Here is a 25,103-nt window from a genome sequence, read left to right on the forward strand (position 1 = left end):
AGTGGCGGCGGCAAAACGCCGCCAAAAGACACATATCTCCATCGGAGCATGAAAAATCTCCACCGGTCCCATCTAAAAGATGACTCCGGTGGAGATTTTATTTTAGGGGTTTTGGGACAGCCCCTTTCTTAGAGATTCTTACTTTTCTTCTCTTTCTTCTTCACCAAAAGATTCCATATAATCTCCACAAGCATCTATCATATTTTTTCCTTCAGGTGAATTCATGGCATTCATCATTTTAGATATATTAACATTGTCCATCATACTCATTATGCCATTACCATTCATCATATTTCCCATTTGATTATTCTCCGATTCTTCAGCCAATCCTGATTGTCCGATGGCTATTAAAGCAGCCAAACCAATTGTCATAACTAGAGGGAGCTTCTTTTTCATAGAATTTCACCCTTTCGTTTAAGATAATTTTGGATCTAGACAAATTAATCGTCTTTTATAATTGCTTTTAACTTTCATATTCTTCCTCGTGAAACTTTCCGCTAAGATTACTCTGTTTTTTATATTTCATCTTGTTGATTTCTTAGGAGCTATTCAGGAGGATAGACTTTCTTAAAACAACTTTTAGTTCTGTTAAGCCTTTCCCCAATTCGGGATCATTTCTACGTCTGCTGCTACCAATGTTGTATATACAGGACAACGAGAATCGACGGTTTCTTGCAGTTCTTTAACACGTGCTTCAGATTCACTTGTGTGAACCGTAGCATTAACCGTGATTTTTTGGAAGTATGGACGAACCCCTTCTTCCCCCATCATTCCTCGAGGATCGAGTTCCCCATTAATTTCAAAATCGATCCCTTGAAGATCAAATTCAAGTTCTTTTGCCACAAAGTTAGCAATCGCATTTTCACACCCTGCCAGAGAAATAAGCAACGTTGCTAATGGATTTGCCCCTTCATCTGTTCCTCCCATATTCGCAGGCTCATCAATAACAACCTGATGGTTATGAGACATTCCTTTTGTATTCATCCCTTTTGATACGGCTGTAATCTTTTCATTCATTTTAGCCATCTTAATCATACTCCTTTTGGTTTTTCTAAATATTGTAACTGAATCGACTCTATTATCTCTTTTAAAATTGCGATATCCTGATAATTTTTCATCAATAGAATACCGCCTTCAATTTGGGCTACTAAGGATTGAGCCTTTTGCAATGCCCGTTGCTCACCACTCAACTCTTTTATCACCCCCTCAAGGCAATGGATCCATTGGTGGAATAAATTATTGATCCTCTTACGGAATTCTTCATCATGCTCACTCATCTCTAGAGCCAAGTTACCAAATGGACATCCAAACATATTCGGAAGGTTTTCATGATAATCCACTGCCCATTCCAGCATTTCTTTCAACTTTTTTTCTGAGGATTTGTCGGATCCCAAAATGCCATGAATTAACTCGTTTTCCCACGTGAATACAAAATGTTCTATCACTGCTAAGCCAAGCTCTTTTTTAGAAGAGAAATAGTGATAAAATTGACCTTTCCCTATATCAGCAGCAGCCATAATATCACGGATTTTTGTAGCCTCGTAACCTTTTGAATGAATCAACTCTGCTGCGACAGAAATGATTTTATGTTTCTTATCACTCATACTATCACCTTTCAAAACCAACCGGTTGGTACAAAATAAATATAACATGCTTTGAGGGAGTAAACCAAAGTAATTTGCTCAAAAGGTTTTTTCGTTAATTACATACTCGTAAACTCTTTAAAGTTTATCTATTGGTTAAGTAAAGTTTAGTTTTTCCAATTATTTTTATGTTATTAATAATTTGTACGGTTTAAATTCTTACATAAGGAGCGAAGGGTTATGAGTTACGAAAAATGGTTAAAAGACATTGATTCAAAAAAATTAAATCGGCGTGATTTCATTGGAGTATCCGGAAAAACAGCACTTGCTACAACTATTGGACTTACTATCCCTCACTCATTAGCAGCTAAAGATAATGAGGCGGATCATTCATTTACGTTTGAAAAATCTCCTTTCACTCTCGGAGTAGCTTCAGGAGATCCGTTGCCCGACGGCGTTGTGTTATGGACAAGACTAGCTCCAGATCCGACTGCAGGTGATGGACAAGGTGGAATGCCGAATAAAAATGTATTAGTTCAATGGGAGGTAGCAGAAGATGAAAATTTTAATAAGATCGTAAAAAAAGGGACGGAAGTGGCGACTTCGGAATTAGCACACTCTGTTCATGCTGAGGTTCATGGCTTAAAACCATCTAGAAAATATTTCTATCGATTTATTGCTGGTGACAAGACGAGTCCAATTGGAAAAACAAAAACTGCACCTAATCATGGTGCGCATGTTAAAAACTTAAAATTTGCGATGGCTTCATGCCAAGCATGGGTGGGGGGACGTTACGCTGCTTATCGAAATATGGCACAGGAAGACCTCGATTTTGTGGTCCATCTTGGGGACTATATTTATGAGAATGCTGATACTGAAACTCTTGCTGACTTCCGCAATATCCACGCCCTCTATAAAACGTCACCTGACCTGCAAGCTGCTCATGCCGCGTTTCCGTTCATCGTGACTTTCGATGATCATGAAGTCGAGAATAATTGGGCCAATGACATTTCCCAACCAGACAATGAGGAGTCCAACGACAGATTCTTGGAAATTCGGGCTGCCGCTTTTCAAGCATACTATGAACATTTGCCCCTAAGACTTCGTTCCAAACCGCATGGATCTGATATTCAGCTATACCGTCAGTTTACGTTTGGTGACCTTGCCGAGTTTAATGTCCTAGATACAAGGCAATACCGTGATGACCAATTACATGAGGGTTTCCCAGGAGGTCCTCTTGATCCAGATACAAACGATCCTTCAAGAACATTGATGGGCTCTAAACAAGAAGATTGGCTGTTCCGTAACCTTAGTCAATCAAAATCTCGTTGGAATGTCCTAGCCCAGCAAACGATTATGGCTCAATTTGACTATGATACTGGTCAAGGTGTAAGTGTTAACCATGATCAATGGGACGGTTACGCTGCTGAGCGAGAACGTCTTTTAGAATATATAAAAAATCATCAACCCGCAAACCCTATTGCTATTTCAGGAGATTGGCATTCTAGCTGGGTAAATGACCTAAAAGAGGATTTTAATAATAAAGACTCAGAAACACTGGCTGTAGAATTTGTTGGCACTTCCATCAGTTCTGGCTGTGGATGGAAAGGGGAAGTAGAGGAGGCCCTTTCTGTCAATCCTCACGTTAAATTCTTTAATGGCGACCGACGTGGTTATGTACGTTGTGAATTAACACAAGATTCATGGCGCAGTGATTATCGTGTTGTTTCCTCTGCCAATAGTACGGAAGAAAAAGCCTATACCATGACGTCCTGGGTTGTAGAGAATGGTAAAGCAGGTGCCAAAGAAATCGGAGCCTCTAAAGAAAATAAAATAGGGGCTCTAGTAGACTGATAAAACTTTTTCTGTTCACCAAAGTTAAAGAGCCTGTTATGAAACGATTCATTCATAACAGGTTCTATTCAAACTACGTTATGTGGCATTCACCGTTTCTTTCCCTTTTTTCTCCGTTTTATTGATGACTGTCGTACCTACGAGGTCACCGGTAACATTCAGGCAGGTCGCGCCCATACCGATCAGGACATCTACGGCAGCGAGTATGGCTACAGCTTCCATCGGGAGGCCGAGCTGGGAAAATACGGTTGCAATCATAATGATCCCGGCACCGGGAACACCTGCTGTTCCGACTGATGCAAGGGTGCCAATTAGAACGATCTGCAGGATGTCTGCAAAGCCAAGCGGCTGTCCAATAACGTTAGCAGCAAAGACAGTTGATACCGCAATACGAATAGCAGCACCATCCATATTAATAGTGGCGCCAAACGGCAGACTGAAACCATACAGGCTTTTGGACAAGCCTAGATTTTCTGCGGCAGTAAGGGTGAGCGGAAGAGTCCCGGAGCTGCTTTGTGTTACAAAAGCAGTAATCATTGGGCTTCGTGCTTCACGAAAAAAGGTACCGGGTCTTTTTTTCACCATCAGCAAAATGACAATATAAAACATAAGCTGCAAGAGAAGAGCCACGTATAGAACAAAGATGAAGTTCCCTAAGGAAAATAGCGTGTCTGCCCCCTGGCTTCCGACAACACCCGCAATAATGGCAAAAATACCAATCGGCACGTATTGAAGCAAGCCTTTCATAACAATAAGTGTTGTTTCATTGAGCGCTTCCACCACTCTGTAGATACGTTCCCCTAGCTCACTCTGTTCAGCGGACGACCTTAAATAGGAAATACCAATCCCGAAGACAATTGCGGTAAATATAATTCCGAGAAGATTCATTTCCGTAAAAGCTGTTCCTATATTTTCTGGAACAATATTTAAGAGGACGTCTGCGATGCCGGGATTTTCCGGCACATCGACGCTTTCATTCCCTTCGAGTGTCATGCCTGTTCCAGGATTGAACAAGCTGGCCACCCCTATTCCAACCGTAATAGCTAATGCTGATGTCACTAAATAATATAAAAACACTTTGCCGCCCATACGTCCTAAACGGACGATCCTTGTCTGATTGACACCAACGATGAGCGTAAACAAAATCAGAGGTACAATAATAAATTGAAGGAGACGAAGCAGCAGGTCCCCGAACGGTTCAAGTACAGCTGTCTTTTCACCAAAGATCAGACCGGTGAGAAAACCAAGAATAAGAGCCACGGTGATTTTTTTAGTTAAGGATGCCTCTATATATCGTTTCCACATCGTCATCATCCGTTCCCCCCTTACTAGAGTTAATTATATCCACCCCAGTCCATGTTACCTATAGAATGCTCCTTTTATTGTATTTTTATTTTAGCAAAACAAGTGGCTCGAGAGTTAGACGTCCCGGAATTCACCTCTTTCCTATCTCTCCAACACCGACTAATGTTGATTCGATGATATATCGGTCCGGTGCGCTTCCGACAAAATCAAATGGGTAACATGTTGTTAGTGTTAATGCAGCTTCGTCTTTTTCCACTATCACAGTCCGGTCTTCGGCATCTGTGATCCAAATGTCTTCTACTTGATATTCATAACGTTTTTGTTCAAATTCTAAAAAGATAGAATCCCCTGTTTCTACTTGGTCTAGATTAGTAAATACGGTGTCTCGATGGCCGCTGAGAACTGTGAGCCCTTCTTGATCAGGCGTGGTTGTCCACTTACTGACGTATAGGCCAACTCCTCGGTCGAGTGTTTCATCATCAGCCCCCCAATACGTGTAGAATCTTTTTTCTATTCTAGGGATCACCAATCTACCGATTTCTTCTCCTTCTTCGTAAGTAGTATTTTCATTACTCATAACTGGGCTTTCTTCTCTTGCCTCTGTTGCATCTATTGTTCTTTCCATAGTCTCAACGTGTGGAGTCCTATTCCAAGTTTCCACTGCTTTGGCCGGTAAACTTTCGACAGACTGAAATCCAAGCCACCATTGATAACCAAAATAACCAGTGATAAAGACTCCCGCTATGATTAAACAACTGAGGAGCTTATCCCAAGTTTTCAACGTCATCGCCTCTCTTAACCAGAAAATGATACTAGAATTAACAACCTTTTTGAAGAGCAAAAGCTGTCTCTGGACGGGACGAGGGTTCAGAGACAGCTTCTTTAAAATTATTTCATTTACATTTGCTTTCTTTTTCTTATTTCAAGCAGTAATCCGCTCGCTGCAATGATAAGAGTGCCCCATAACATAAACTGGGAATTATTTGATGCAGTATCTGGAAGTTCGCCCCCTTCTTCCAAAACTTCTTCTTTATTCCCCTCAGATTGGTCTTCCATCTTTGCAGCAAAATCTTCTTTACGGATTAAGGCATGAATTCCTTTGGTTTTATCTACCACTTGTGATACTTCATAGTCTGTTGCAGCACTGAGATATGCAAATGCCTTGGCTCGGTCTACATCGAATTCCTCGGATAGATAATCGATGGATTCACGAGCAGCCTCTTTCATGGCTTCATCTAAATCTTCATCCAAGCCGATTGGAATCCAGAAATCCTCCGTTTCTCCAAATGGCTGATCGAAGTTTGTATTATCTCCCGGGATCTCATTTTCACCATTTTTCAGAACACTAACCCGAAAGGTTCCTCGTAGTGATGCTTCCAATGCTGTAAGAGCTACTTCTCCGTCACCCTGAGCGAAGTGGGGATCTCCAGTGAAGAACATGCCTCCCTCTACTTCTACAGGAAGATACAACGTTGATCCTTCTCCCATTTCATTAATATCTATATTTCCTCCCGTGTGAGTTGGAGGTACCGAGTGCACATATTCTTCTGTATCGGTGGCCACTCCCATTACACCCATAAACGGATCAAGTGGAAATTGGATATCTTCACCTGGAATTTCTCCGTACCATTTCCCATCTCTTTCTTCAATGGGAGTAAACGTTGATACATTATTATAAAGTTCTGGATTTTCTTCACTAGCTCCTTCTTGTGGTCCTTCATTTTCAGGAAACTCTTCAGGCAATGCTCCTTTATAGTGGCGGTTTGAAATAACACCATATGGTACGCGAGGCTCCAAGGAAAGAACTTCAACCTTTAATACATCTCCAGGTTCTGCTCCTTCTATAGCTATGGGCCCTGTAACTACATGCGGCCCGTGATCCTCGAAATCATGGCCAATGTCCGAATTTGCGATTTCTTTTGCGTCTTCTAATACTTCGCCAGGTTCAACCCCGTGTTGACCAAAGTACTCTTCTGGATCTCTTCCTTGGTCTTCTAAGATACCTTCATGTGATACCGTATCAAAGGTAACGGTTTCCCCGGAGTCGATTTCCATAACAGGTTCGCTGTTCCGGTTGGGTAATTCTCCCCAGCTTATGTTCTCCTGTGAAGACGGCACATAATTATCGCCTTCTGCTTCCGATGGTTCTTCTAGAGGTTGGAGAGGAAATTCAAACTCTCCTTCCATTTCTGCAAAAGCTCCTGAAGGAAATGCAGAAACTGCGAGAACTGCTGCTACTGCAAGCTTAAACTTTTTCATATGTATTTTCCCCCTTACGATGTATGAACAATTTAAACCTTAACAACATATGTAAGGGGAGGAAACAAAGTCGACAGATTATCTTACACCCTTTTTTATTTTTCAATTGAAATGGGAGAATACTAGCTTTTAAGACAAATAATTGAATGAAGAAGCAAAGAAGGAAGTGCAAGAGGCGAAGTATCAGAGAAGGTCATACGCAATATTTCTTAAACGGACAAAGGGGATATGAACAAAAACCATCTAACTTAAAGTCAAGCGATAGGTAAAAATAACTTTCATTTGTGTAAAAAGGACTTTTCACTATATAAAAAATTCAAATTACCAATAATTGTATCGGCATTATTATTAAAATATATAGGAATATAGTAAAAAAGTAAGTCTTTTTTCTTGCGCCATAAGAGAGGGGGTTTTCTTTTTTTCATTTTTTTTCTACTCTATAAAGAGGGAATTCGACATTCCTCTCGAATTCTTAGATGGGAATTAAAAACAGCAAAAACAAAAGCAGGAGGCATTCAACATGGATTACAGAATTGAAAAAGATACGCTTGGAGAAATGAAAGTACCCGCGGATAAACATTGGGCGGCGCAAACACAGCGAAGCCTTGAGAACTTTAAAATTGGAAAAGAAGTAATGCCTATCGAAGTTGTTCATGCATTTGCGATTCTTAAGCGATCCGCAGCTCTTGCTAACAAACGGCTTAATAAAATAGAGCCAGAAAAAGCGGATGCTATTGCCAAGGCAGCTGATGAAGTATTAAGCGGAGAACTCGATGACCACTTCCCTCTTGTGGTTTGGCAGACAGGCAGCGGCACCCAGTCTAATATGAATATGAATGAAGTATTAGCACGTCGCGCAACAGAAATTTTAAAAGAAAAAGGAGAAGACCTCACCATCCACCCAAATGATGATGTCAACCGCTCCCAAAGCTCTAATGACACCTTCCCGACAGCTATGCACATTGCAGCCGTTGAAAAAGTAGAAAACGATGTCCTGCCGGCCATAGATATTCTAAAAAATACTTTGAAAGAAAAGCAGCAAGCATTTGAAGATGTTATTAAAATCGGACGCACTCACCTGCAGGATGCTACACCTCTTACACTCGGTCAGGAATTCAGCGGATGGAACCGCATGCTTGAAAAGAGCAGTGAGATGATTAAAGAAAGCATCGAACACGTAAAAGACCTCGCGATTGGCGGAACAGCTGTCGGCACTGGCATTAATGCACACCCTAAATTTGGGGAATATGTAGCAGAAGAAATCAGCACCGTTACGGAAAAATCCTTCCGTTCTGCACCGAACAAATTTCACTCGCTAACAAGTCACGATGAAATCAATTATGCTCATGGTGCATTAAAAGGCCTTGCAGCTGACTTAATGAAAATTGCAAATGACGTGCGCTGGCTTTCAAGCGGTCCCCGTTCCGGTCTTAGTGAAATCACCATTCCTGCAAATGAGCCGGGAAGCTCTATTATGCCAGGAAAAGTCAACCCTACTCAGTCCGAAGCGTTAACGATGGTCGCATCTCAAGTGATGGGAAATGACGCAACCATTGGATTTGCGGCCAGTCAGGGGAACTTTGAATTAAATGTATTTAAGCCGGTGATCATTTATAACTTCCTGCAATCTTCCTACTTACTGGCAGATGCCATGGTTTCCTTTAACGATAAATGTGCTGTCGGCATTGAACCAAATCATGAAAAAATCGAAGAGCATCTACGTAACTCTTTAATGCTGGTTACTGCGCTTAACCCACATATCGGGTATGAAAATGCAGCAAAAATTGCAAAATCAGCCCATGAAAAAGGCCAAACGCTTAAAGAAGCAGTGCTTGAAAGCGGCTTGTTAACCGAAGAGCAATTTGAAGAGATTGTTGATCCATCTAAAATGATTTCTCCCCAAGAATAAATGCCTATTAAACGACGAGATTCTGCTCATGTCAACATGACAGACTCATCAAAAAAGCTGACCGGGAACATAACCCGTGTCAGCTTTTTCATCAGTTGAACAGTGGTAGAACCCGGCGGCACACCAAGTTTTTAATACAAAATGGCTGCGCTATGCTTCGTCATATGTATAGCGCACTACATATTTGTTAGTTTTTAATTTACGAATTTCCACAAAGGGCCCAATCTCATATCCATTGTGCCAGTTTTCCTCTAGCTTTGCTTTCAAGCATCCGGCTTGAAATTTGGAGCGAAACGTTTGTTTCCAATAGATCCAGCGTGGTTTATATGCCATCGCACTAACTCCTACTCCTTTTAATATTTTCCTTACTATTTTATCCCATTTTCGCTGAAAAATCACGTTTTCTCAAATTTTAATAAGGGTATAAGGGATGGCCCTGCTTCATCCTTCACGTATCAACCCATCAAAAAAGGAGCCATCCCGTAGTGAACAGCTCCCTTTTCTGTTAAGCCGCAGCTTACCCGATTAATTCTTCATCTTCTCTCTTTCTAATTTGATCTTTTCTTTTGTTTTCTTCTTTGTCTCTCATTCTATGAGCCAGTCTCGCAGATGCGCTTGAAGCGATGCTTGCTACAAGATCATCTAAAAAGGTGTGAACTTGATCTTTATTTTCATCCAGTCGTTTGATGACTCCATGTTTTTCTTTATCTAAATATCCAAAAGTTGTCACCGCAATGCTTCCAAATCCAAACACAGAGCCAAGCGCTATCGTTTCATCCACGCCAAACAATCCTTCATCTGTGTCTACTAAAGATTGCAAAGGTTCAGACAACATATTTTTTTCTGCCAGTTTATCTAACTCAATTCCTACAAGAATGGCATGCTGGATTTCTCTTTTACAAAGAACCGCATCTGCACTTTCATAGCAATCTTCTTTTGTTAAATTAGGAGCATATTTGACTTGCATTTCATATACAATATCAGCTATATCTTTAACTTCAACGCCTCTGTTTTTTAATGCTTTTCGAGCAGCATCTTCGACTACATCACAAGGTACAGGTTTTTTCATGATAAAAGCCTCCTCTTATTTCCATTCTATCATATGCTTGGGATATTTGTTTCATTTCTGCATGTGATACAATAACGATTAGTTTGTTATTAATACATATATGTCAGAAGATACCTATTCGATATTACCGTAGAGAAAGGAAGTTAAACATCGTGAACGGTAAAATGACATCTTTATCCTTTCACAGTGACCTTTTAGAGCATACTTTTGATCTGCCTGTGTATTTGCCGCCTAATTATAATGCATTATATACGTACCATCTCGCTATTGCCCAGGACGGCAGAGATTATTTCCAGCTTGGGCGGATCGGTAGGAAAATGGAAGCTGCCATGAAGGAAGGAGCAAGAGACACTATTGTGGTGGGAATTCCCTACCCTTCTGTAGAAATGAGAAGAAAATGGTACCATCCAGAAAATAAAGCCCACTATACATATTTACAATTTTTAGTAAAAGAACTCCTGCCTTTTTTAGAAAAAACTTATTCGACCTGGAGTCTGGCTCATGGGAGAACATTAATGGGAGATTCATTAGGCGCCACCATTTCTTTACTGGCGGCACTTTATTACCCTCATTCTTTCTCAAGAGTGATGATGCATTCTCCGTACGTTGATAACAATGTGTTGCAATTAGTGATAGACAATCAAGAATGGAACAGTTTTGATATTTATCATATGATTGGAACCGAAGAAACAAAAGTAAAAACGACAAACGGAACGATAGAAGATTTTCTTACCCCAAACCGACAATTACATAATATTTTAAAAAAAGGAAAAGCTCGTTATTATTATCATGAATTTGAAGGAGGCCATTTTTGGAAATACTGGGAAAAAGATATTGCAAACGCCCTTCGATTTATGTTTGATATTCATACGTAACGGGAATAAACTTAAAAAATGTGTCTTCTTTTAAAAAAGCCACTGAGCCGAGGACTCGCCGCCAACAAACAGGTGCGTGCTCCGGTGGATACAATTAATCCATTAAAAGAGCCAAACGGAGGGGTAAGGGATGAAGTATGGTGTAGCTTTTTTTCCATCTAAACAATTACAGGATATCGCGAATTCTTATCGAAAACGCTATGATACTCATTACTCATGGATACCGCCGCATGTCACGTTAAAATCACCTTATGAGATAGAGGAAGGCGAGCTTGAAGCAGAAATCAAAAACATACGAAATATTTCTGCAAAGACACCTCCTTTTCCTCTAACGATTTATAAAGCCGATACCTTTCATCCGAAAGAAAATAAAATTTTTCTAAAAATCAAACCAAACGAAACGCTTCTTTCTTTATATGAATCATTAAATGAAGCGAACAAAGACCAAAAAGAAGAATTCACCCCCCACCTGACGATAGGCAGGGATTTAACCGATGATGAACACTTTGATGTTGTGGATCAATTAAAGATGAAAGATATTCATCATGAAGAAATTATTGACAGAATCCAGCTTTTATATCAGTTAGAAGATGGTTCTTGGACTGTATACGAAACGTTTCGTTTAGGAAAGGAAGTATAACTGTGGAAGTAAAAGAAGTTTCCTCCAAGCAGCAATTAGAGCTAAATGACGCTTTCAAAGTGAGATTTGAAGTATTTGTACAGGAACAAAATGTTCCAGAAGAAGAAGAGGTAGATGAATTTGAAGAAACAGCTTTGCACTTTGTAGCTTATGACCACGGCGATCCGATAGGAGCGGGACGCCTTCGCTATGTGGATGGATATGCAAAAGTGGAGCGCATATGTGTACTTGCCCAATACCGCCATACCGGGGCCGGGCGCTTAATCATGGAAGCCATCGAAGAAAAAGCAAAAAAAGATAACTTTCCTTCTATGAAATTAAATGCGCAAATCAGCGCTGCTGACTTTTACAAAAAGCTTGGATATCATGTCACATCTGGTGAATTTTTGGACGCCGGTATTCCCCACGTAGAGATGAAAAAAGCACTCCAAGCCGGATCTCAGTCTATTTAATCTATGATGCTCAGAGTACTTTCTCTTATCGCTTCGAGGAAGGCTGGATCTTAAAATAATAGTTTTCAGTGAAAAATTCAGCCTTTCCTTCATCCACTAAAGCTTTCATATATGCTAATGCTGCTGTTCGAAATATAACCATCCCTCCTATATTGGAAAGGGAAATATTTTTCTTGCGGAGAAATTTGGCTGTTAACCCTTCAACAGTTGAGCTCTTTTGCTCCATTAATACCATCTCAAGTTCGTATAATAATGATGAATGCCATTTTATGTTTTGTTGTACAGTTTCTTTAAACGCTGTCTCATATTCCCCATGTCCTGGCACGGCTCCCTCGGCCTCGATGGAAAGAAGATACTGAAGAGAGTGCTGAGCGGCCTTAACATCAATCATAAATGGTATAATGTGCTTTTCTAAATAAGACACCTCAAAGTAACTGTCTGCGGCAAAAAGGATGCCTTTCGTTAAAAAAGCTGCCTGCTCATAACTGTGTCCGGGCAAAGCACATACCCTTCCTTCTATTCCTGCTATTTTCAAAGGACCTTCTTTTACAACATGATCTACTTGAACGGGCGGCCCTTCTAGAAATTTATTTCTTAATTCAGACAGCGGTTCGACCCCTTGAAATAAATAAATGGGTTCGAGTCTCGGGTTTTCTAATACAGCACCTTCCAGTTGGGTCGCATGTACTGTAACTTCAGCGTTTTCTTTTAACCAGGCAGCTCCTCCAAAATGGTCTGTATGAGCATGAGTAATAAAAAGGTCTGTAACCGGAAGCCCGGCTTCCTTCAATAGCTTCCACGCCTTTTTAGCTGTTCCCTTATCAATGCCCGCGTCAATAAGAAGGCCTTTGTTTTCATGTTGGATATACCCCATGTTCACCGCATGATCGAGATAATAGATGTTTTCTTTTATATGTACCAGTTTCATATGGTAACCTCTCTTCTGTTTACCCATATTTTAAAGGAAAATAAAAATATATCCAAATATGAGAGAGTAAACCATGTTTTTATTACACAAAGAACCGCCTTCTGAAATTTAGAGCACGGTTTTATTATAAGTATGGGACACCTTTCAATGTTAGGCCTGTGCGTCGAACCGTCGCCCCTTTCCGTAAATTTTTTTCTCCATTTCTCTGCGTTTTCTCATAACATCCATTTCTTCTTCAAATCTATAAGCATTTCTTTCATCTTGATGGCTGATTTTCTGCCATGCTGCAGGTGAAATCGGCTGGATTTTACGAACAGCTGGCTCATTCTCTGCGAGGCGGCTTCCATAATTTACAGCCTGTTCATTTTTAGTCGGTGCAACGTACCCCATATTCTCACTCCCTTATTATTAAGAAAGTTGCGTGATTTTGACAAACCCCTATCAAGCTTCTGCTTTTCTATATTATGTATACCCTCTGGCCTCTGTTCTAATCCTGTTTTTATCTAAATAATGGCATACGCCCAATTCTTTATTTGTAGCGAATAATTAACACCTTTTTAGACGTTTGGATATATGATAGTAAAGAAAAGAAGCTAAAGGAGTGAAAGACATGGGTTGTAGAAAACACGACAGCGACGCTGGAAGCTGCGTATGCGATGCAGTAGTAGCGATTAAAGAGGCCCAGGAGGCAGTTGATGATAGAGCTGATTGCAGAAACAGCTGCTTTAACGATTTATTAAGCCCGACTGGAAACAACAATGGTTTAGATACGGTCCCATTTCTTCTTCAAAACAAAAAAGGTAATTATTTCTTTGCAACCGGGGCGCTCGGAAGGGACGACTGCTTCCAAACCGTCTTTTTCCGCGTAGAAAAAGTTGACGAAAAGAACTGCTGTGCAACATTGTCTTTATTGCGCCCGGATATTGACTTAGACTTCGATAAATGCTGCGTTGACCCTACTTCACTTTGCGAAGTTGATGAACTCGAACGCACAAGACACTGTATTGAAGTCGATCTTGACTGCTTCTGCGCTATTCAATGTCTGGATCCAAACTTAGTAGGCGATATTGATAAGCATCATAAATGCAAATAACATTTTATTGAAAAGGCAAAGGGAATAGATCTCCCTGTTCCCTCTGCCTTTTTCTTATAAACTAATTTATAAACTAACAATATACATGTCCGTAATATCTTTATCTTTAACAATAATTCTAGAAAAGTTTCTTCTATCCTGCATGACCACTTCCCCGTTTTCAGCATATAGAAGTTTTCCTTGTAAATGTTTGTCTTTGGTTTCACAAGCGATTACCGGCTGAATAAAGTGTGGGAGCGTTTCAATATATTGAAGCATTTCTTTGACATTTTTACTTGGCTCTTCCGTTTGTTCCTCGTCGTCTGCTTCTTCTATTTCTTCCTCTTTTTCTATTTCATTTTTTAATTCTTCTTCAAATTCATTTGATTCTTCAGATGATTGCTTTTCCTTTTTTTGTTTTGATTTCTGCTTGATTTTTTTATTCTTTTTTTCCTGCTTTGGATTCGATTTGCTGCCGATCTTTTTTCGAACGGATAACGTTTGTCCGCTTCCTGTAATATTTGAAAAAGAAGGCTGTTCAATATAATACAACGGCTCGGCCTGTTTAACCTTGTTTTTCTCCATTGTTTCATCCCTCCCGGCAAACACTGTTTAGCTCCTGTTGCATTATATGCGTATCGAACACTTTCATTCTCATTTATTTTTTGGCAACCTTTCCTTTCCCTTTGCATAATTATTGGATAAACTGCCTTGTTTGCCTAAAGGGAAGGAATAGGAGGGAAAAACATGCTCTGGTTTCTTTTTGGAGGAAATATATTACTGGTCATCACTCTTTATATGTTTTTAGCCGAGCGAAAAAATAAGTGGCGCCCCTCCTCCTTTATTATGAATGCAATCATGACGCCAGTGACTTTATTTGCTCTTTGTACAGGCTTTTTGTTTACGTATATGCATCCTGGTTTTCTCATTGAAACGAGTATAGCAGCAGCGGTACTCGGACTGAGCTGCGGACTTTTGTTTGGCAGCTTATTTGATTTTGATTCGGCTATGACCGGCGCATGTAATGGGTTAATGGCAGGGATTATGGCTCCAATGCTTGGCGAAATGGCAGGACGTGCACCTTTGTTTCTTGTATTTACGCAGCTTCTCTTTTATATATTATTATATTATTTTCGGTTTGGTGCTCGTCTGTCTTAACGATGATAAAGCATTTGCCTCCACGAGGGCCTATGAAAATACAGCTGTCTTTTTTATAAACTATAAAAAGGTTCCAGCCGGGACCAGAACCTTACCTCCACCAATTTTTTTGCTTCGTTTAGCAAACGTACGCAGAACCTACAATGATGAGCAAAATAAATAGAACGACGATGAGAGTGAAACTGTTGTAATAACCGGACATTTGCCTTCCTCCCTTTCTAAGGAAGATTGAGAAAATCCTTCTCACCATAGCTATATGCGTTTTACCCAGAATGGTTCCGCTCGATTCTTTAACGAAGTACGGTACCTAAAATGGAAACGTTTATCTTTATAGATACATGCACAGATTTTTCAAACTTCCATATACTGTTACAGGGTATACGCCATCCCCAGCAGCCTTCTGTTCAATATATTCCTCCTATTGTCATTATTCGGTATGTGAACCAGTGGACTGAAACATTTATCCCCGGTGACGGCCGAGTTATAGCATATGTCCTTGACTATAACCGCCGCACCGGCATGGTGTCTATGTTTATATACCAGCCGCCTTTCTACCGGCGTCAATACATACAAGTCTATCACGGTGATTTAGTGGGTATCAGTCCCTATTTCGGTCCTGCCCCCCCTCGTCCAGGTGGAGGACGCCCTCCCCGTCCGCTATATGGAGGTCCGGGTGGAGGTCCCGATCAAGGCGGGGGATTTTGGCCATGGCTGATCGGACAGTTCTTTTAAAGAACAAAAGCGCAAGCGCCCTGGTAAGCCTCGACAGGTAAATGTTCTCCAGGCAATAAAGGCGCTCTTACTTCCACAGGATGTGGTGACTTCTGCGTTGCACTTTCGTCGCCAAAAACGCCACGTCCTGTGGCATTGGCGACTTTAGCACGTCCTGTGCGTCGACGTGTGCGTCTTTTAACAGAAGGGTCCTAAAGGATGTTCGACTAAGAACGTCACGTCCTGTGACAACGTCGAACTGGCTTGCACAGGATGAGCTGACTTTTGCGTTGCGAACACGATGTTCGCGATTCTAGCAAAAGTTCCTTAAACCGTCTTGGGCCTCCGAGAGGCTGGGCGCTGAAGCTAGACGCGGATCAAACAATATGGAGATAGTTATCCACCTTGTAAAAACATAATTTCCTAAACAATTAAAAAACCCCAGATACAGGATCAACCTGGTATCTGGGGTTACTTCTTATTGAATTTCTACTACGTCTTTATCTTCTTTTGTGACTGCTTGATTTTTCTTCACTTTCACAGACTGATCTTCAGAAAGGCTGGTAAATACTACCGGAGTAATTGTAGATTTAGCTTTTTCTTCAATCAGTATAAGGTCTGCTTTCACTAAAAGCTGTCCTTTTTGAATATTTTCTCCTTCTTCTACAAAGACCTCAAAGCCTTCTCCTTGCATATTAACTGTATCAATTCCAATGTGAAGCAAAATTTCAAGGCCATCTTTCGTTTTAATTCCAACCGCATGCTTTGTTGGGAACACGTTATTAATGACCCCGTCCACCGGTGAAACAAATTCACCGTCTGAAGGCTTAATAGCAAAGCCATCGCCCATCATTTTTCCTGCAAACACATCGTCTGGTACCTCTTCAATCGAAAGTATTTCCCCGTTTGCCGGACTGCCAATAGAAACGGTGCCGCCTGTTTCTGGTTTAATGGCTGGCTCTGCTTCTTTTTTCGGATCAAATTCAGGCTCTTTATTTAACGGTTCAGAAGGGGCTCGTCCTTCAATAATATCCTGCATTTGAGATTTTAGCGCATCAGACTGCGGTCCGAAAATGGCCTGTACGTTATTGCCGACTTCCATGACTCCTGAAGCACCAAGCTGCTTTAATCGGTCTTTGTCGACTTCATTTTTGTCATTAACCGTAATTCGAAGTCTTGTAATACAAGCATCAAGATTTTTCAAATTTTCTTTTCCGCCGAATGCTTCTAAAATGTTATATGGTAAGTCGCTGCTGCCGCTCTCAGAAGTTGTATCAGCCTGTACTTCAGCTGTTTCTTCGCGCCCTGGCGTCATAAGATTAAATTTCGTAATCGCAAAGCGGAAGCCAAAATAATAGATAACAGAGAAACACAATCCTACAGGAATGACAAGCCACCAAGCTGTAGCATTTGGGATAATACCAAACAAGAAGTAGTCAATAACCCCGCCGGAGAACGTCATCCCAATTTTTACATCGAGCAGATGCATGACCATAAAGGATAACCCGGCAAAAATGGTATGAATCGCAAACAATAATGGTGCTACAAATAAGAAACTAAATTCGATTGGCTCTGTGATACCGGTAAGAAAAGACGTCAATGCAGCAGACCCCATAATACCAGCTACATATTTTTTGTTTTCCGGTTTAGCACAGTGATAAATAGCCAGTGCTGCAGCAGGAAGACCAAACATCATAAATGGGAATTTCCCTGTCATAAAGGTTCCTGCTGTGAACTCTTCTACTCCGTCACGGTATTGCGCAAAAAAGATCTGTTGGTCCCCTGTTACAGTCTGCCCAGCTGCATTTACATAAGATCCAAATTCATACCAAAATGGATTATAAAATACGTGATGCAGACCGAATGGAATAAGAGCTCTTTCAATAACACCAAATACAAAAGCAGATATGGTCGTGTTCGCTTCGGTCACTAGATAAGACATTCCATTTAATAATTCCTGCACAGGCGGCCACACGACGGTAAGGAAGGCACCGATAATTAATCCGCCAAAAGCAGTCGCAATCGGAACAAAACGCTTGCCGGCAAAAAATCCTAAGTATTGCGGAAGTTCGATATTGTAATAACGATTAAACATAAATGCACCAAGTGCACCGGCTATAATACCTCCGAATACCCCGGTTTGTAAGGTAGGTATTCCGAGCATTTCGGCATAAGCCGGATTATCTTCAATCATTTCCCCATTTATTCCAACAACAACTCCCATGGTGACATTAATAATAAAATAGCCGATAAGTGCTGCAAGCCCTGCTACCCCGTCACCATTAGCAAGCCCAAGGGCCACACCAATTGCAAAGATGACAGGCAGGTTGTCAAAAACAATGCCCCCGGCTTCGGACATTAATTCAGATATTAGCTGAGCCGGAGCTGAATCTAAAAACGGCAGAATATTAATCATATTGTCTTCTTGCATCGCAGTACCGATGGCAAGCAGTAAACCAGCTGCCGGGAGCAAAGCGACAGGAAGCATCAATGCTCTGCCGATGCGCTGAAGCACACCAAATGCCTTTTTAAACATTTTTCTTTTCCTCCTTTAATTTTAGCAAGTTGATGCAAAGCACTATGGTTTAATGAAACTCCTAAAAAGAATGAAACCATCCATGTTAATACTTACTGTTCGTTAGTTGTTGTTTTACTAACAGTAAAAATTAAAAAAGGCATGAGAGAAAAGGGTTCGCCGAAAAAGAGACAAAACGTGATTTGGATACACGTGTCCCGTTTTTCAGAGAACCAATCTTTTTCTCTCATGCCTGTATGACCAGTAACACGGAATGTGATTGGTTAAGCTTCATGTATGATTTTGTCTTGAAAGCCTTTGCAAGTGGAGTGTTAAATAGACCGCTTCACTTTCTGGAACCGGCTTTCGTAGTGCTTGCTGCATCATCTTAATTAATTTCCATGACAAATTGTAGCACAACGGATATTCTTTTTTCAACACATTTTTTAATGATTCCGGTTCATCTGTATAATTGTCGTTTTGAATTCTTTCTATAGCCTGATGTAAATGCCTCAGCAGCCGCTGGTGATCAAGCTCTTTAGGGTTCATTGACACATTTAACGTATCTTCTATTCGTTTAACAAGGTCTGAAACCAGCTTGGTATGGGCATTTACTTCTGTTAGTGAACGCCTTGTGAGAGCACTGTGGATATGGAGAGCGACAAAACCAACCTCTCCTTCGGGCATCACGGTACCTGTACATTCTTCTACATGCAAAAGCAGCTCTCTTGCTGCTTGAAATTCCTCCGGATAAGCAAGCTCTGTTTCGGCCAGAAACGGATTGCGTACTTCAAGACCTTGTTTCTGGCGGTGAACGGCATAATATAAATGATCTGTTAATGCCACGTGTATATGTTCATGAAGGGTGACGTTAAAACGGTTTTCGAGCATAGCCATACATTCATTCATGCATCCGATAAACGCTTCATCCACTTCGATAAGCAGCTGCTTGTACTGCTCTTGTTCCCCCTGGTCTTTTAATACGAAAAATTTCTCCGCTCCGCTCTCCTCTACAACATCTCCAGTTTTCTTGCCAAAGCCTAGTCCTTTACCGGTAAGGACGACTTCTTCATAGTCAGGATGTTCCGCAATGATGACGTTGTTATTCAAAATTTTTTTAACCTTCATACTCCAACCCCATCTTCCTAATAGCTTCGGTCTATAATCATACCGAAACAAACGCTTTACCGTCAACCTGGATTCTTTGCTCAATGCTTATCAACATCAATAACTGCAATAGTTCGGAAAAGGTGAATGTGGCCACAGACATTGGGTCGTTATTACTATAATTGCTTGTGAAATTGGGTTCTTGCGAACATGGAATCCGTTTTTTTGCTGCTGAAACCTTCCAGCGACACTGGTTTAAAATAATGAACGGAACGAGTGTCCATGTGACTCAAATAACAAATAAAAAAAAGGCCGGCCCCAACAAATGGAGACAGCCCATGTTCCTATCTAGTTAAGCATGCCGATTGTGTTGTAGCCGCCGTCGACATGAATGAGCTCTCCTGTAATCCCTCTAGACAAATCACTCATTAAAAAGAGAGCTGTGTCACCGACTTCTTCTTGAGAAGTAGGGCGGCGCAGCGGTGCTTTTTCTTCCATTTCCTTTAATACGTCGTTAAATCCGCCGATACCTTTTGCCGCAAGAGTCCGGATCGGGCCAGCTGAAATGGCGTTAACACGGATGTTATCTTTTCCGAGGTCATTTGCAAGATAGCGCACGCTTGCGTCAAGAGAAGCTTTTGCTACTCCCATGACGTTGTAGTTTTTCACTACTTTTTCTCCGCCAAGATATGTCATCGTCACAATCGAGCCGCCTTCGTTCATCAGATCAAGTTCCCGCACAACTTTCGCAACGGCTGTAAGAGAATAAGCACTGATATTATGCGCGAGCAAGAAGCCTTCTCTTGTGGTGTTTAAATAATCTCCGTCTAATTCCTCTTTGTTAGCAAACGCAATACAGTGGGCAAGCCCGTGAATAACGCCGACTTCCTCTTTAATCTGCTGAAATGACTTTTTAATTTCCTCATCATCGGAAATGTCACAAGGCAAAATCACAGAATCATCGCGGTCAAGCGTATCTGCAAGCTGTCTTACGTTTTTTTCGAGACGTTCTCCTGCATATGTAAACACTAATCTGGCTCCAGCCTTTGCCAGGCTTTGTGCTATTCCCCATGCAATGCTTCTCTTGTTGGCCACCCCCATAACGACGTATGTGCGCCCTTCTAAAGACAGGTTCATTATGAATCGCTCCTTTTTTATAAAGAATTTCTTTTCTTCAATAGTTGATCTTATCACCTGGTAACAAGCACATTATATCATTCTTTTCTGCTGCTTCCCAACATAGATACGAAACTTCAGGTTTAAAGTTTCTCAGCAGAGAGAAAGTAGGAATACAGAACTACCAGTTTACATTAGGATTTTCTTATAACATTTGTTATTATTTTTACTATAATACATTCAGTTAATTATTGGAAGGAGAACAGAATATGGCCGCATACGACTTTATTGGAGATATACATGGCTGTTTTGATGAATTGATTACGTTGTTGAAGCAGATAGGCTATCAATCAAAGGGTTCCATTTACGTGCATCCTTCTGGACGCCAGCCTGTTTTTATTGGAGATTTAACAGACAGAGGGCCAAATTCTGTCGCCTCCATCCAATTAATTACTGACATGGTTCAAAAGGGAGCTGCTTATTACGTTCCCGGAAATCATTGTGACAAATTGTATCGTTATTTTCTTGGAAGAAACGTTATGATTAAGCACGGATTAGAAACAACCGTGGCGGAACTAGAAGCACTTTCGAAACGAGAATGCAAATTCATTCGTAAAGCCTTTATGAGTTTGTATGAAAATGCTCCTCTTTACCAGCGGCTTGACGATGACCAGGTTGTCGCCGCTCATGCCGGAATCCGGGAAGACATGATAGGAAAAGAAAATAAATCTGTAAAAGCGTTTGTATTATACGGAGACATAACTGGTGAAAAAAATCCGGACGGCACTCCGGTTAGACGGGACTGGTCTGCCTCCTATTCAGGAAAACGGCTGATTGTTTATGGCCATACTCCTGTCCTGGAACCTCGCATCGTTGGAAACACGATTAATATCGATACAGGATGCGTGTTTGGCGGGAAATTAACCGCCCTGCACTATCCGGAAATGTCCTTCAGCCATACTTCTTCTACGATGCCGTTTGTACCGGAAAAATTCCGTTCATTTGAGGAGACACCGATTCGAAAAAGCAGGTGAATAACATGAACCGTGCCGCCGTTTTACTTATTACCTTTGTAAGCTCTTTGTCATTTTTAATCGGATGCCAGGGCGACGCCAATATAAATCTCGATCAGGAAAAGAGCTATATTCTCGTAGACAATAATCGGAGCATGCTGACGATTTATGCAATGCTCCGAAATGATGGGGATCGTTCCTCTGATGAGTTGTATGCCGACTTCACTATAAAAGATCAGCTTGCTGAACGATTGGGTTCTGACAAAATTTTATATAAAACGGATAACCAAGGTGTTCCAGAACGTTTTTCTATTGAAGAGGGCAGAGGCTTTTTTATAAGTGAAAGTTTTTCCATCGAAGAGGATTTACAGGATGTGGATGTAGAAGAGTCTATCGTTATCAATGTTTATGATGAAGAGGAAGAAAAAATCCTTGAAGATACGATGGAAAATATAAAAAAAGAATAATTTCCAGATATATAAAGGAAGGGTATCTCTATAACAGTAGCGCTTTTAAAAGCCCCTTCCTATTTATAACGTCAACTCATCCTCGATAAGCCTTCTCATGTCTTCTGGAAGATCTGCAGTAATAGTATGCCAGCTTTCAAAAACAGGATGGCAAAATTGAAGCTTTGCGGCATGCAGTGCTTGTCTTTGTATCAGCTCACTTCGGTTACCATACAAACTGTCTCCTATTAAAGGATGACCAGCAAAAGCGGTGTGCACACGAATTTGGTGGGTTCTTCCCGTATATAAAGTAAATCTTGTAACATCATGGCCACAGACAGTTTTTTCTACTTTGTAACCTGTTTTGGCTTGTTTTCCAGCGGGGTGGACCTGGTGTTCGATGATACTATCTGGCTTTCTGGCAATCGGGCGATTGATTATTCCTTCTGGCTGCTCCCACCTTCCATTCACAATTCCGATATAATATTTCTTTCCTATTCCTTTTTGAAAAAAATCAGCCAGTCTTTGATGAGCATAAGTATGCTTTGCAATCGCAACAATACCGCTTGTTTGTCTGTCTAATCTAGAAACAGCATGAAAGGAAGAGGGCAGGTTCTGGTTTACGTAATACTGCAGCACCGCTCCTGCGAGGGATTCTTTTTCCTCTCCTCTGCCAGGCATGGTAGGAAGATGAGGAGGTTTATTTATTATCAGGACATGTTCGTCTTCAAACAAAATCTCTAAAGGAAGCGAACAAAGAGGAATAGAAGACGGCAAGGGGGCCGCAGGAAGAGAAATGTGCAATACTTCTCCTCCTTGAAGCATATGGCGGACCGTCACCGGCCGTCCGTCACAAAGAATGCTTCCGTTCATTTTCGCAGACTTTAAGGTCGTTAAGGACATTCCTTTTTGATCCCGTAAGTATTCTTTTACAGAGATGCTTTTCTTTAACACAGGAACGTTCCATTGAAGCCAATGATTCTGCTTCATTTTTATTCACCAATAAATGACTCTTTGACCCTTTTCCAAAATGTAAAAGGCCTGAATCGAGCAAATCTTACTTTTTCTTCTGCTACCCGGCACTGAATCGATTTTACCGACTGATCAATCATTGATTTATGGTCAATCGTTATTTGCATTTCCACGTCATTCAAAGGTTTAAGAAGACAGGTGTGATGCTGAGGCAATATGAGCGGTGACCCAACGGTACGGTACACGCGATTGTTAATAGAAGCCATTTCTGAAAGCTGCATCGATGCTAAAGAAGGATGCAGAATAGCTCCTCCGAGCGCTTTATTATAAGCGGTACTTCCTGAAGGGGTGGAGATGCAAAGACCGTCTCCTCGGAATGTTTCAAATTTCTCCCCTTTAATATCAACATTACATACCAAAGATCCTTCCATCGTTTTTACGGTACACTCATTCAGAGCCAAGTAACGATCGGACTGTGGACCGTTGTGATGGCGCACAACGACTTCCAGAAGCGGGTATTCCACCACTTGAAATGGTGTTTTGGCAATGTGGATCACCAATTTTTCTACCTCTTCCGGCTTCCAGTCTGCATAGAACCCTAAATGTCCGGTGTGTATGCCGACAAAGCTTGTTTCATCAAGGCGTTCGTGAAAGTGGTGAAAAGCGTGCAAGAGGGTGCCATCCCCTCCTACCGTAATAACAATATCCGGTGTTTCATCGTTTAGTTTTAAACCGAATTCCTGCAGATAATCGATAATTTTTTTACGTAAAGCGTTAGATGTATCGTCCCCTCGCGAAGTCACGCTAAAGTGCATTCAAAACGCCTCCTTTCCTTCCTGTCCATTATTTCGAGCGGCTTTCTTCTCGGTTTTTAATAAGTATTTGCTGCGCTTCCCGAACTTCCCCTTTTATTTTCGACATTTCTTCGTCGAGCTTAAATGCTGCTTCCGCTGCACTTTGCAGACGCTCTTTTATATCGGTTGGTATTTCACCACTGTATTTATAATTTAAAGAGTGTTCAATTGTGGCCCAAAAATTCATCGCCATCGTCCGGACCTGCACTTCAACAAGGACTTCTTTTTTTCCATCGATGGTATGTACGGGATATTCAATGACCATGTGATACGAACGATAGCCGCTTTCTTTTTTCTTTTTTATATAATCTCTTTCTTCCATAACATGAAAGTCGGTACGAGAACGAATGAGATCGACAATCGTATCAATATCATTAACAAACTGACAGACAAGCCTTACTCCGGCAATATCCTGCATATCTCTTGAGAGCCGGTCCAGCGGAATACTTTTTCGCTGAGCTTTTTCTAATATGCTGGTTACAGGCTTTACTCTTCCTGTAACAAATTCAATGGGTGTGTGTTTGGATGACCGTTGATACTGCTCGCGGAGTCCCTTTAATTTTACTTTCAGCTCTTCTACCGCCTGTTTATAAGGTGACAAAAACGTGTCCCAGTTACTCATTACAAGCCACCACCTGTTATTATTGTACAAAGCCATGCTGCCTCTAAGCGCTGGGATTTTTATCCCGTATGACGCTTAAAAAGAAAGGTGAAGACGTTCGATTTCTTAAGCTTTTACATCAAATGCTTCTTCTACTGCCTCCACCATAGCAGAGCCGTAATTTCCGTTCCCAGGTATGTTATCGAGTAAGTATTCCATTTCCGAGTGGAAATGTTCTAATTTGATTAAAGACGGACCGCTCGCACTTACTTCCCACCCTTTTTCATATGCTTTTTTTAATTCAGGCCATACTTGCTTTGGCAGGCGCAGCTGGACAAATGCCTCATCTGAATCCAGGACATACACAAAGGTTAATGCATCAGAGTCCGCTAACATGCGCATGCCATCCTTTAATTTATTCCATTCCTTTTCCGGCCATTCTTCAATTGGAATTAATAATAACTGATTCCCTTCTGTTTTTGTTTCCGTTACCGTTAATACATGTTCCATGGTTACACCTCTTTTTTCCTGCTTACTCCAGATTCCATTTTACCATAACTTGCTTTTAATAGCGGGTTGTATTCTCAGCCTAAACGAATTCCAAACGATATGGTATCATACAATCACAACCTGCGTCTTTGATTTTGCTAAACTAGTGAGAAAG

The 25,103-nt window shown here is 41.1% G+C and carries 29 protein-coding genes; 10 read left to right on the top strand and 19 right to left on the bottom strand.

Going from position 1 to position 25,103, the window contains the following annotated elements:
- Nucleotides 1-138 precede the first annotated feature (138 nt).
- From ACE1TI_RS18200 to ACE1TI_RS18210, 3 genes are all read right to left on the bottom strand, one after another.
- Nucleotides 139-396 (bottom strand): hypothetical protein, encoded by a 258-nt coding sequence (locus ACE1TI_RS18200; RefSeq protein ID WP_375008965.1) that lies wholly within the window; start codon nucleotides 394-396, stop codon nucleotides 139-141.
- A 192-nt stretch (nucleotides 397-588) separates the two neighbouring features.
- Nucleotides 589-1,026, bottom strand: a complete 438-nt coding sequence (locus ACE1TI_RS18205) for an OsmC family protein (RefSeq protein ID WP_375008966.1) — start codon at nucleotides 1,024-1,026, stop codon at nucleotides 589-591.
- A 5-nt stretch (nucleotides 1,027-1,031) separates the two neighbouring features.
- On the bottom strand, nucleotides 1,032-1,604 hold the full coding sequence (locus ACE1TI_RS18210) for a TetR/AcrR family transcriptional regulator (protein WP_375008967.1): 573 nt from the start codon (nucleotides 1,602-1,604) through the stop codon (nucleotides 1,032-1,034).
- A 219-nt stretch (nucleotides 1,605-1,823) separates the two neighbouring features.
- Between ACE1TI_RS18210 and ACE1TI_RS18215 the strand changes: the two genes are divergently transcribed.
- Nucleotides 1,824-3,437, top strand: coding sequence for an alkaline phosphatase D family protein (locus ACE1TI_RS18215; RefSeq protein WP_375008968.1), 1,614 nt, complete (start codon nucleotides 1,824-1,826; stop codon nucleotides 3,435-3,437).
- A 78-nt stretch (nucleotides 3,438-3,515) separates the two neighbouring features.
- On the opposite strand, the gene ACE1TI_RS18220 is transcribed toward ACE1TI_RS18215, so the two are convergent.
- The 3 genes from ACE1TI_RS18220 to ACE1TI_RS18230 all read right to left on the bottom strand — a co-directional run bounded on the left by ACE1TI_RS18220 (nucleotide 3,516) and on the right by ACE1TI_RS18230 (nucleotide 7,001).
- Complete coding sequence (locus ACE1TI_RS18220; RefSeq protein ID WP_375008969.1) at nucleotides 3,516-4,751, bottom strand: dicarboxylate/amino acid:cation symporter; 1,236 nt, start codon at nucleotides 4,749-4,751, stop codon at nucleotides 3,516-3,518.
- Nucleotides 4,752-4,872: 121 nt separating this feature from the next.
- The gene (locus tag ACE1TI_RS18225) at nucleotides 4,873-5,523 is read right to left on the bottom strand and encodes a class D sortase (RefSeq protein ID WP_375008970.1); all 651 of its coding nucleotides are present in this window, start codon (nucleotides 5,521-5,523) and stop codon (nucleotides 4,873-4,875) included.
- A 116-nt stretch (nucleotides 5,524-5,639) separates the two neighbouring features.
- Entirely contained in the window at nucleotides 5,640-7,001 is a 1,362-nt protein-coding gene (locus tag ACE1TI_RS18230; protein WP_375008971.1) for an acetamidase/formamidase family protein, read from the bottom strand.
- A gap of 520 nt (nucleotides 7,002-7,521) precedes the next feature.
- Between ACE1TI_RS18230 and fumC the strand changes: the two genes are divergently transcribed.
- Nucleotides 7,522-8,910, top strand: a complete 1,389-nt coding sequence (gene fumC / locus ACE1TI_RS18235; RefSeq protein WP_375008972.1) for a class II fumarate hydratase — start codon at nucleotides 7,522-7,524, stop codon at nucleotides 8,908-8,910.
- Nucleotides 8,911-9,060: 150 nt separating this feature from the next.
- Here fumC and ACE1TI_RS18240 read toward each other — a convergent pair whose 3' ends face one another.
- Both ACE1TI_RS18240 and ACE1TI_RS18245 read right to left on the bottom strand, forming a co-directional pair.
- Entirely contained in the window at nucleotides 9,061-9,243 is a 183-nt protein-coding gene (locus ACE1TI_RS18240; protein WP_091273397.1) for a hypothetical protein, read from the bottom strand.
- 184 nt (nucleotides 9,244-9,427) lie between these two features.
- Nucleotides 9,428-9,979, bottom strand: coding sequence for a phosphatidylglycerophosphatase A family protein (locus tag ACE1TI_RS18245; protein ID WP_375008973.1), 552 nt, complete (start codon nucleotides 9,977-9,979; stop codon nucleotides 9,428-9,430).
- A gap of 152 nt (nucleotides 9,980-10,131) precedes the next feature.
- Here ACE1TI_RS18245 and ACE1TI_RS18250 point away from each other — a divergent pair, with 152 nt between their 5' ends.
- The 3 genes from ACE1TI_RS18250 to ACE1TI_RS18260 all read left to right on the top strand — a co-directional run bounded on the left by ACE1TI_RS18250 (nucleotide 10,132) and on the right by ACE1TI_RS18260 (nucleotide 11,946).
- A complete protein-coding gene (locus tag ACE1TI_RS18250) occupies nucleotides 10,132-10,854 on the top strand; it encodes an alpha/beta hydrolase (RefSeq protein WP_375008974.1) in 723 nt (240 codons plus the stop codon).
- 130 nt (nucleotides 10,855-10,984) lie between these two features.
- Nucleotides 10,985-11,494, top strand: a complete 510-nt coding sequence (locus ACE1TI_RS18255) for a 2'-5' RNA ligase family protein (protein ID WP_375008975.1) — start codon at nucleotides 10,985-10,987, stop codon at nucleotides 11,492-11,494.
- Nucleotides 11,495-11,496: 2 nt separating this feature from the next.
- A complete protein-coding gene (locus ACE1TI_RS18260) occupies nucleotides 11,497-11,946 on the top strand; it encodes a GNAT family N-acetyltransferase (protein ID WP_375008976.1) in 450 nt (149 codons plus the stop codon).
- 25 nt (nucleotides 11,947-11,971) lie between these two features.
- Here the strand turns inward: ACE1TI_RS18260 and ACE1TI_RS18265 are convergent, their stop codons facing one another.
- Together ACE1TI_RS18265 and ACE1TI_RS18270 are read right to left on the bottom strand one after the other, a co-directional pair.
- Nucleotides 11,972-12,874, bottom strand: a complete 903-nt coding sequence (locus tag ACE1TI_RS18265) for an MBL fold metallo-hydrolase (RefSeq protein ID WP_375008977.1) — start codon at nucleotides 12,872-12,874, stop codon at nucleotides 11,972-11,974.
- 150 nt (nucleotides 12,875-13,024) lie between these two features.
- Nucleotides 13,025-13,264: a hypothetical protein gene (locus ACE1TI_RS18270; RefSeq protein ID WP_375008978.1), complete on the bottom strand. Its 240-nt coding sequence runs from the start codon at nucleotides 13,262-13,264 to the stop codon at nucleotides 13,025-13,027.
- 220 nt (nucleotides 13,265-13,484) lie between these two features.
- On the opposite strand from ACE1TI_RS18270, the gene ACE1TI_RS18275 reads away from it, so the two are divergent.
- The gene (locus ACE1TI_RS18275; RefSeq protein ID WP_375008979.1) at nucleotides 13,485-13,967 is read left to right on the top strand and encodes a CotY/CotZ family spore coat protein; all 483 of its coding nucleotides are present in this window, start codon (nucleotides 13,485-13,487) and stop codon (nucleotides 13,965-13,967) included.
- A gap of 66 nt (nucleotides 13,968-14,033) precedes the next feature.
- On the opposite strand, the gene ACE1TI_RS18280 is transcribed toward ACE1TI_RS18275, so the two are convergent.
- Nucleotides 14,034-14,531: a hypothetical protein gene (locus ACE1TI_RS18280; protein WP_375008980.1), complete on the bottom strand. Its 498-nt coding sequence runs from the start codon at nucleotides 14,529-14,531 to the stop codon at nucleotides 14,034-14,036.
- Nucleotides 14,532-14,693: 162 nt separating this feature from the next.
- Between ACE1TI_RS18280 and ACE1TI_RS18285 the strand changes: the two genes are divergently transcribed.
- On the top strand, nucleotides 14,694-15,104 hold the full coding sequence (locus ACE1TI_RS18285; RefSeq protein WP_375008981.1) for a hypothetical protein: 411 nt from the start codon (nucleotides 14,694-14,696) through the stop codon (nucleotides 15,102-15,104).
- Between the two features lie 118 nt (nucleotides 15,105-15,222).
- Here ACE1TI_RS18285 and ACE1TI_RS18290 read toward each other — a convergent pair whose 3' ends face one another.
- Nucleotides 15,223-15,354, bottom strand: a complete 132-nt coding sequence (locus ACE1TI_RS18290) for a YjcZ family sporulation protein (RefSeq protein WP_375008982.1) — start codon at nucleotides 15,352-15,354, stop codon at nucleotides 15,223-15,225.
- A gap of 62 nt (nucleotides 15,355-15,416) precedes the next feature.
- Here ACE1TI_RS18290 and ACE1TI_RS18295 point away from each other — a divergent pair, with 62 nt between their 5' ends.
- The gene (locus ACE1TI_RS18295) at nucleotides 15,417-15,836 is read left to right on the top strand and encodes a hypothetical protein (protein ID WP_375008983.1); all 420 of its coding nucleotides are present in this window, start codon (nucleotides 15,417-15,419) and stop codon (nucleotides 15,834-15,836) included.
- A 457-nt stretch (nucleotides 15,837-16,293) separates the two neighbouring features.
- Here the strand turns inward: ACE1TI_RS18295 and ptsG are convergent, their stop codons facing one another.
- The 3 genes from ptsG to fabI form a co-directional block, all read right to left on the bottom strand.
- Nucleotides 16,294-18,351, bottom strand: coding sequence for a glucose-specific PTS transporter subunit IIBC (gene ptsG, locus ACE1TI_RS18300; RefSeq protein WP_375008984.1), 2,058 nt, complete (start codon nucleotides 18,349-18,351; stop codon nucleotides 16,294-16,296).
- A 270-nt stretch (nucleotides 18,352-18,621) separates the two neighbouring features.
- Nucleotides 18,622-19,458, bottom strand: coding sequence for a glucose PTS transporter transcription antiterminator GlcT (gene glcT, locus ACE1TI_RS18305; RefSeq protein WP_375008985.1), 837 nt, complete (start codon nucleotides 19,456-19,458; stop codon nucleotides 18,622-18,624).
- A 327-nt stretch (nucleotides 19,459-19,785) separates the two neighbouring features.
- Nucleotides 19,786-20,574 carry an enoyl-ACP reductase FabI gene (fabI, locus tag ACE1TI_RS18310; protein ID WP_375008986.1) on the bottom strand — a complete coding sequence of 263 codons (789 nt, stop codon included), beginning with the start codon at nucleotides 20,572-20,574 and terminating at the stop codon, nucleotides 19,786-19,788.
- A 248-nt stretch (nucleotides 20,575-20,822) separates the two neighbouring features.
- Here fabI and prpE point away from each other — a divergent pair, with 248 nt between their 5' ends.
- The gene (gene prpE / locus ACE1TI_RS18315; RefSeq protein ID WP_375008987.1) at nucleotides 20,823-21,587 is read left to right on the top strand and encodes a bis(5'-nucleosyl)-tetraphosphatase PrpE; all 765 of its coding nucleotides are present in this window, start codon (nucleotides 20,823-20,825) and stop codon (nucleotides 21,585-21,587) included.
- A 5-nt stretch (nucleotides 21,588-21,592) separates the two neighbouring features.
- Nucleotides 21,593-22,033, top strand: coding sequence for a hypothetical protein (locus ACE1TI_RS18320; protein ID WP_375008988.1), 441 nt, complete (start codon nucleotides 21,593-21,595; stop codon nucleotides 22,031-22,033).
- A gap of 63 nt (nucleotides 22,034-22,096) precedes the next feature.
- Here the strand turns inward: ACE1TI_RS18320 and ACE1TI_RS18325 are convergent, their stop codons facing one another.
- The 4 genes from ACE1TI_RS18325 to ACE1TI_RS18340 all read right to left on the bottom strand — a co-directional run bounded on the left by ACE1TI_RS18325 (nucleotide 22,097) and on the right by ACE1TI_RS18340 (nucleotide 24,949).
- Nucleotides 22,097-23,002 (bottom strand): RluA family pseudouridine synthase, encoded by a 906-nt coding sequence (locus tag ACE1TI_RS18325; protein ID WP_375008989.1) that lies wholly within the window; start codon nucleotides 23,000-23,002, stop codon nucleotides 22,097-22,099.
- Nucleotides 23,003-23,004: 2 nt separating this feature from the next.
- The gene (locus ACE1TI_RS18330) at nucleotides 23,005-23,799 is read right to left on the bottom strand and encodes an NAD kinase (RefSeq protein WP_375008990.1); all 795 of its coding nucleotides are present in this window, start codon (nucleotides 23,797-23,799) and stop codon (nucleotides 23,005-23,007) included.
- Nucleotides 23,800-23,827: 28 nt separating this feature from the next.
- The gene (gene yjbM / locus ACE1TI_RS18335) at nucleotides 23,828-24,460 is read right to left on the bottom strand and encodes a GTP diphosphokinase (RefSeq protein WP_375008991.1); all 633 of its coding nucleotides are present in this window, start codon (nucleotides 24,458-24,460) and stop codon (nucleotides 23,828-23,830) included.
- Between the two features lie 105 nt (nucleotides 24,461-24,565).
- The gene (locus tag ACE1TI_RS18340) at nucleotides 24,566-24,949 is read right to left on the bottom strand and encodes a UPF0738 family protein (RefSeq protein ID WP_375008992.1); all 384 of its coding nucleotides are present in this window, start codon (nucleotides 24,947-24,949) and stop codon (nucleotides 24,566-24,568) included.
- Nucleotides 24,950-25,103 lie beyond the last annotated feature (154 nt).

It is taken from the genome of Alteribacillus sp. JSM 102045 (assembly GCF_041949975.1).
In the GTDB taxonomy this organism is placed as follows: Bacteria; Bacillota; Bacilli; order Bacillales; family Marinococcaceae; genus Alteribacillus.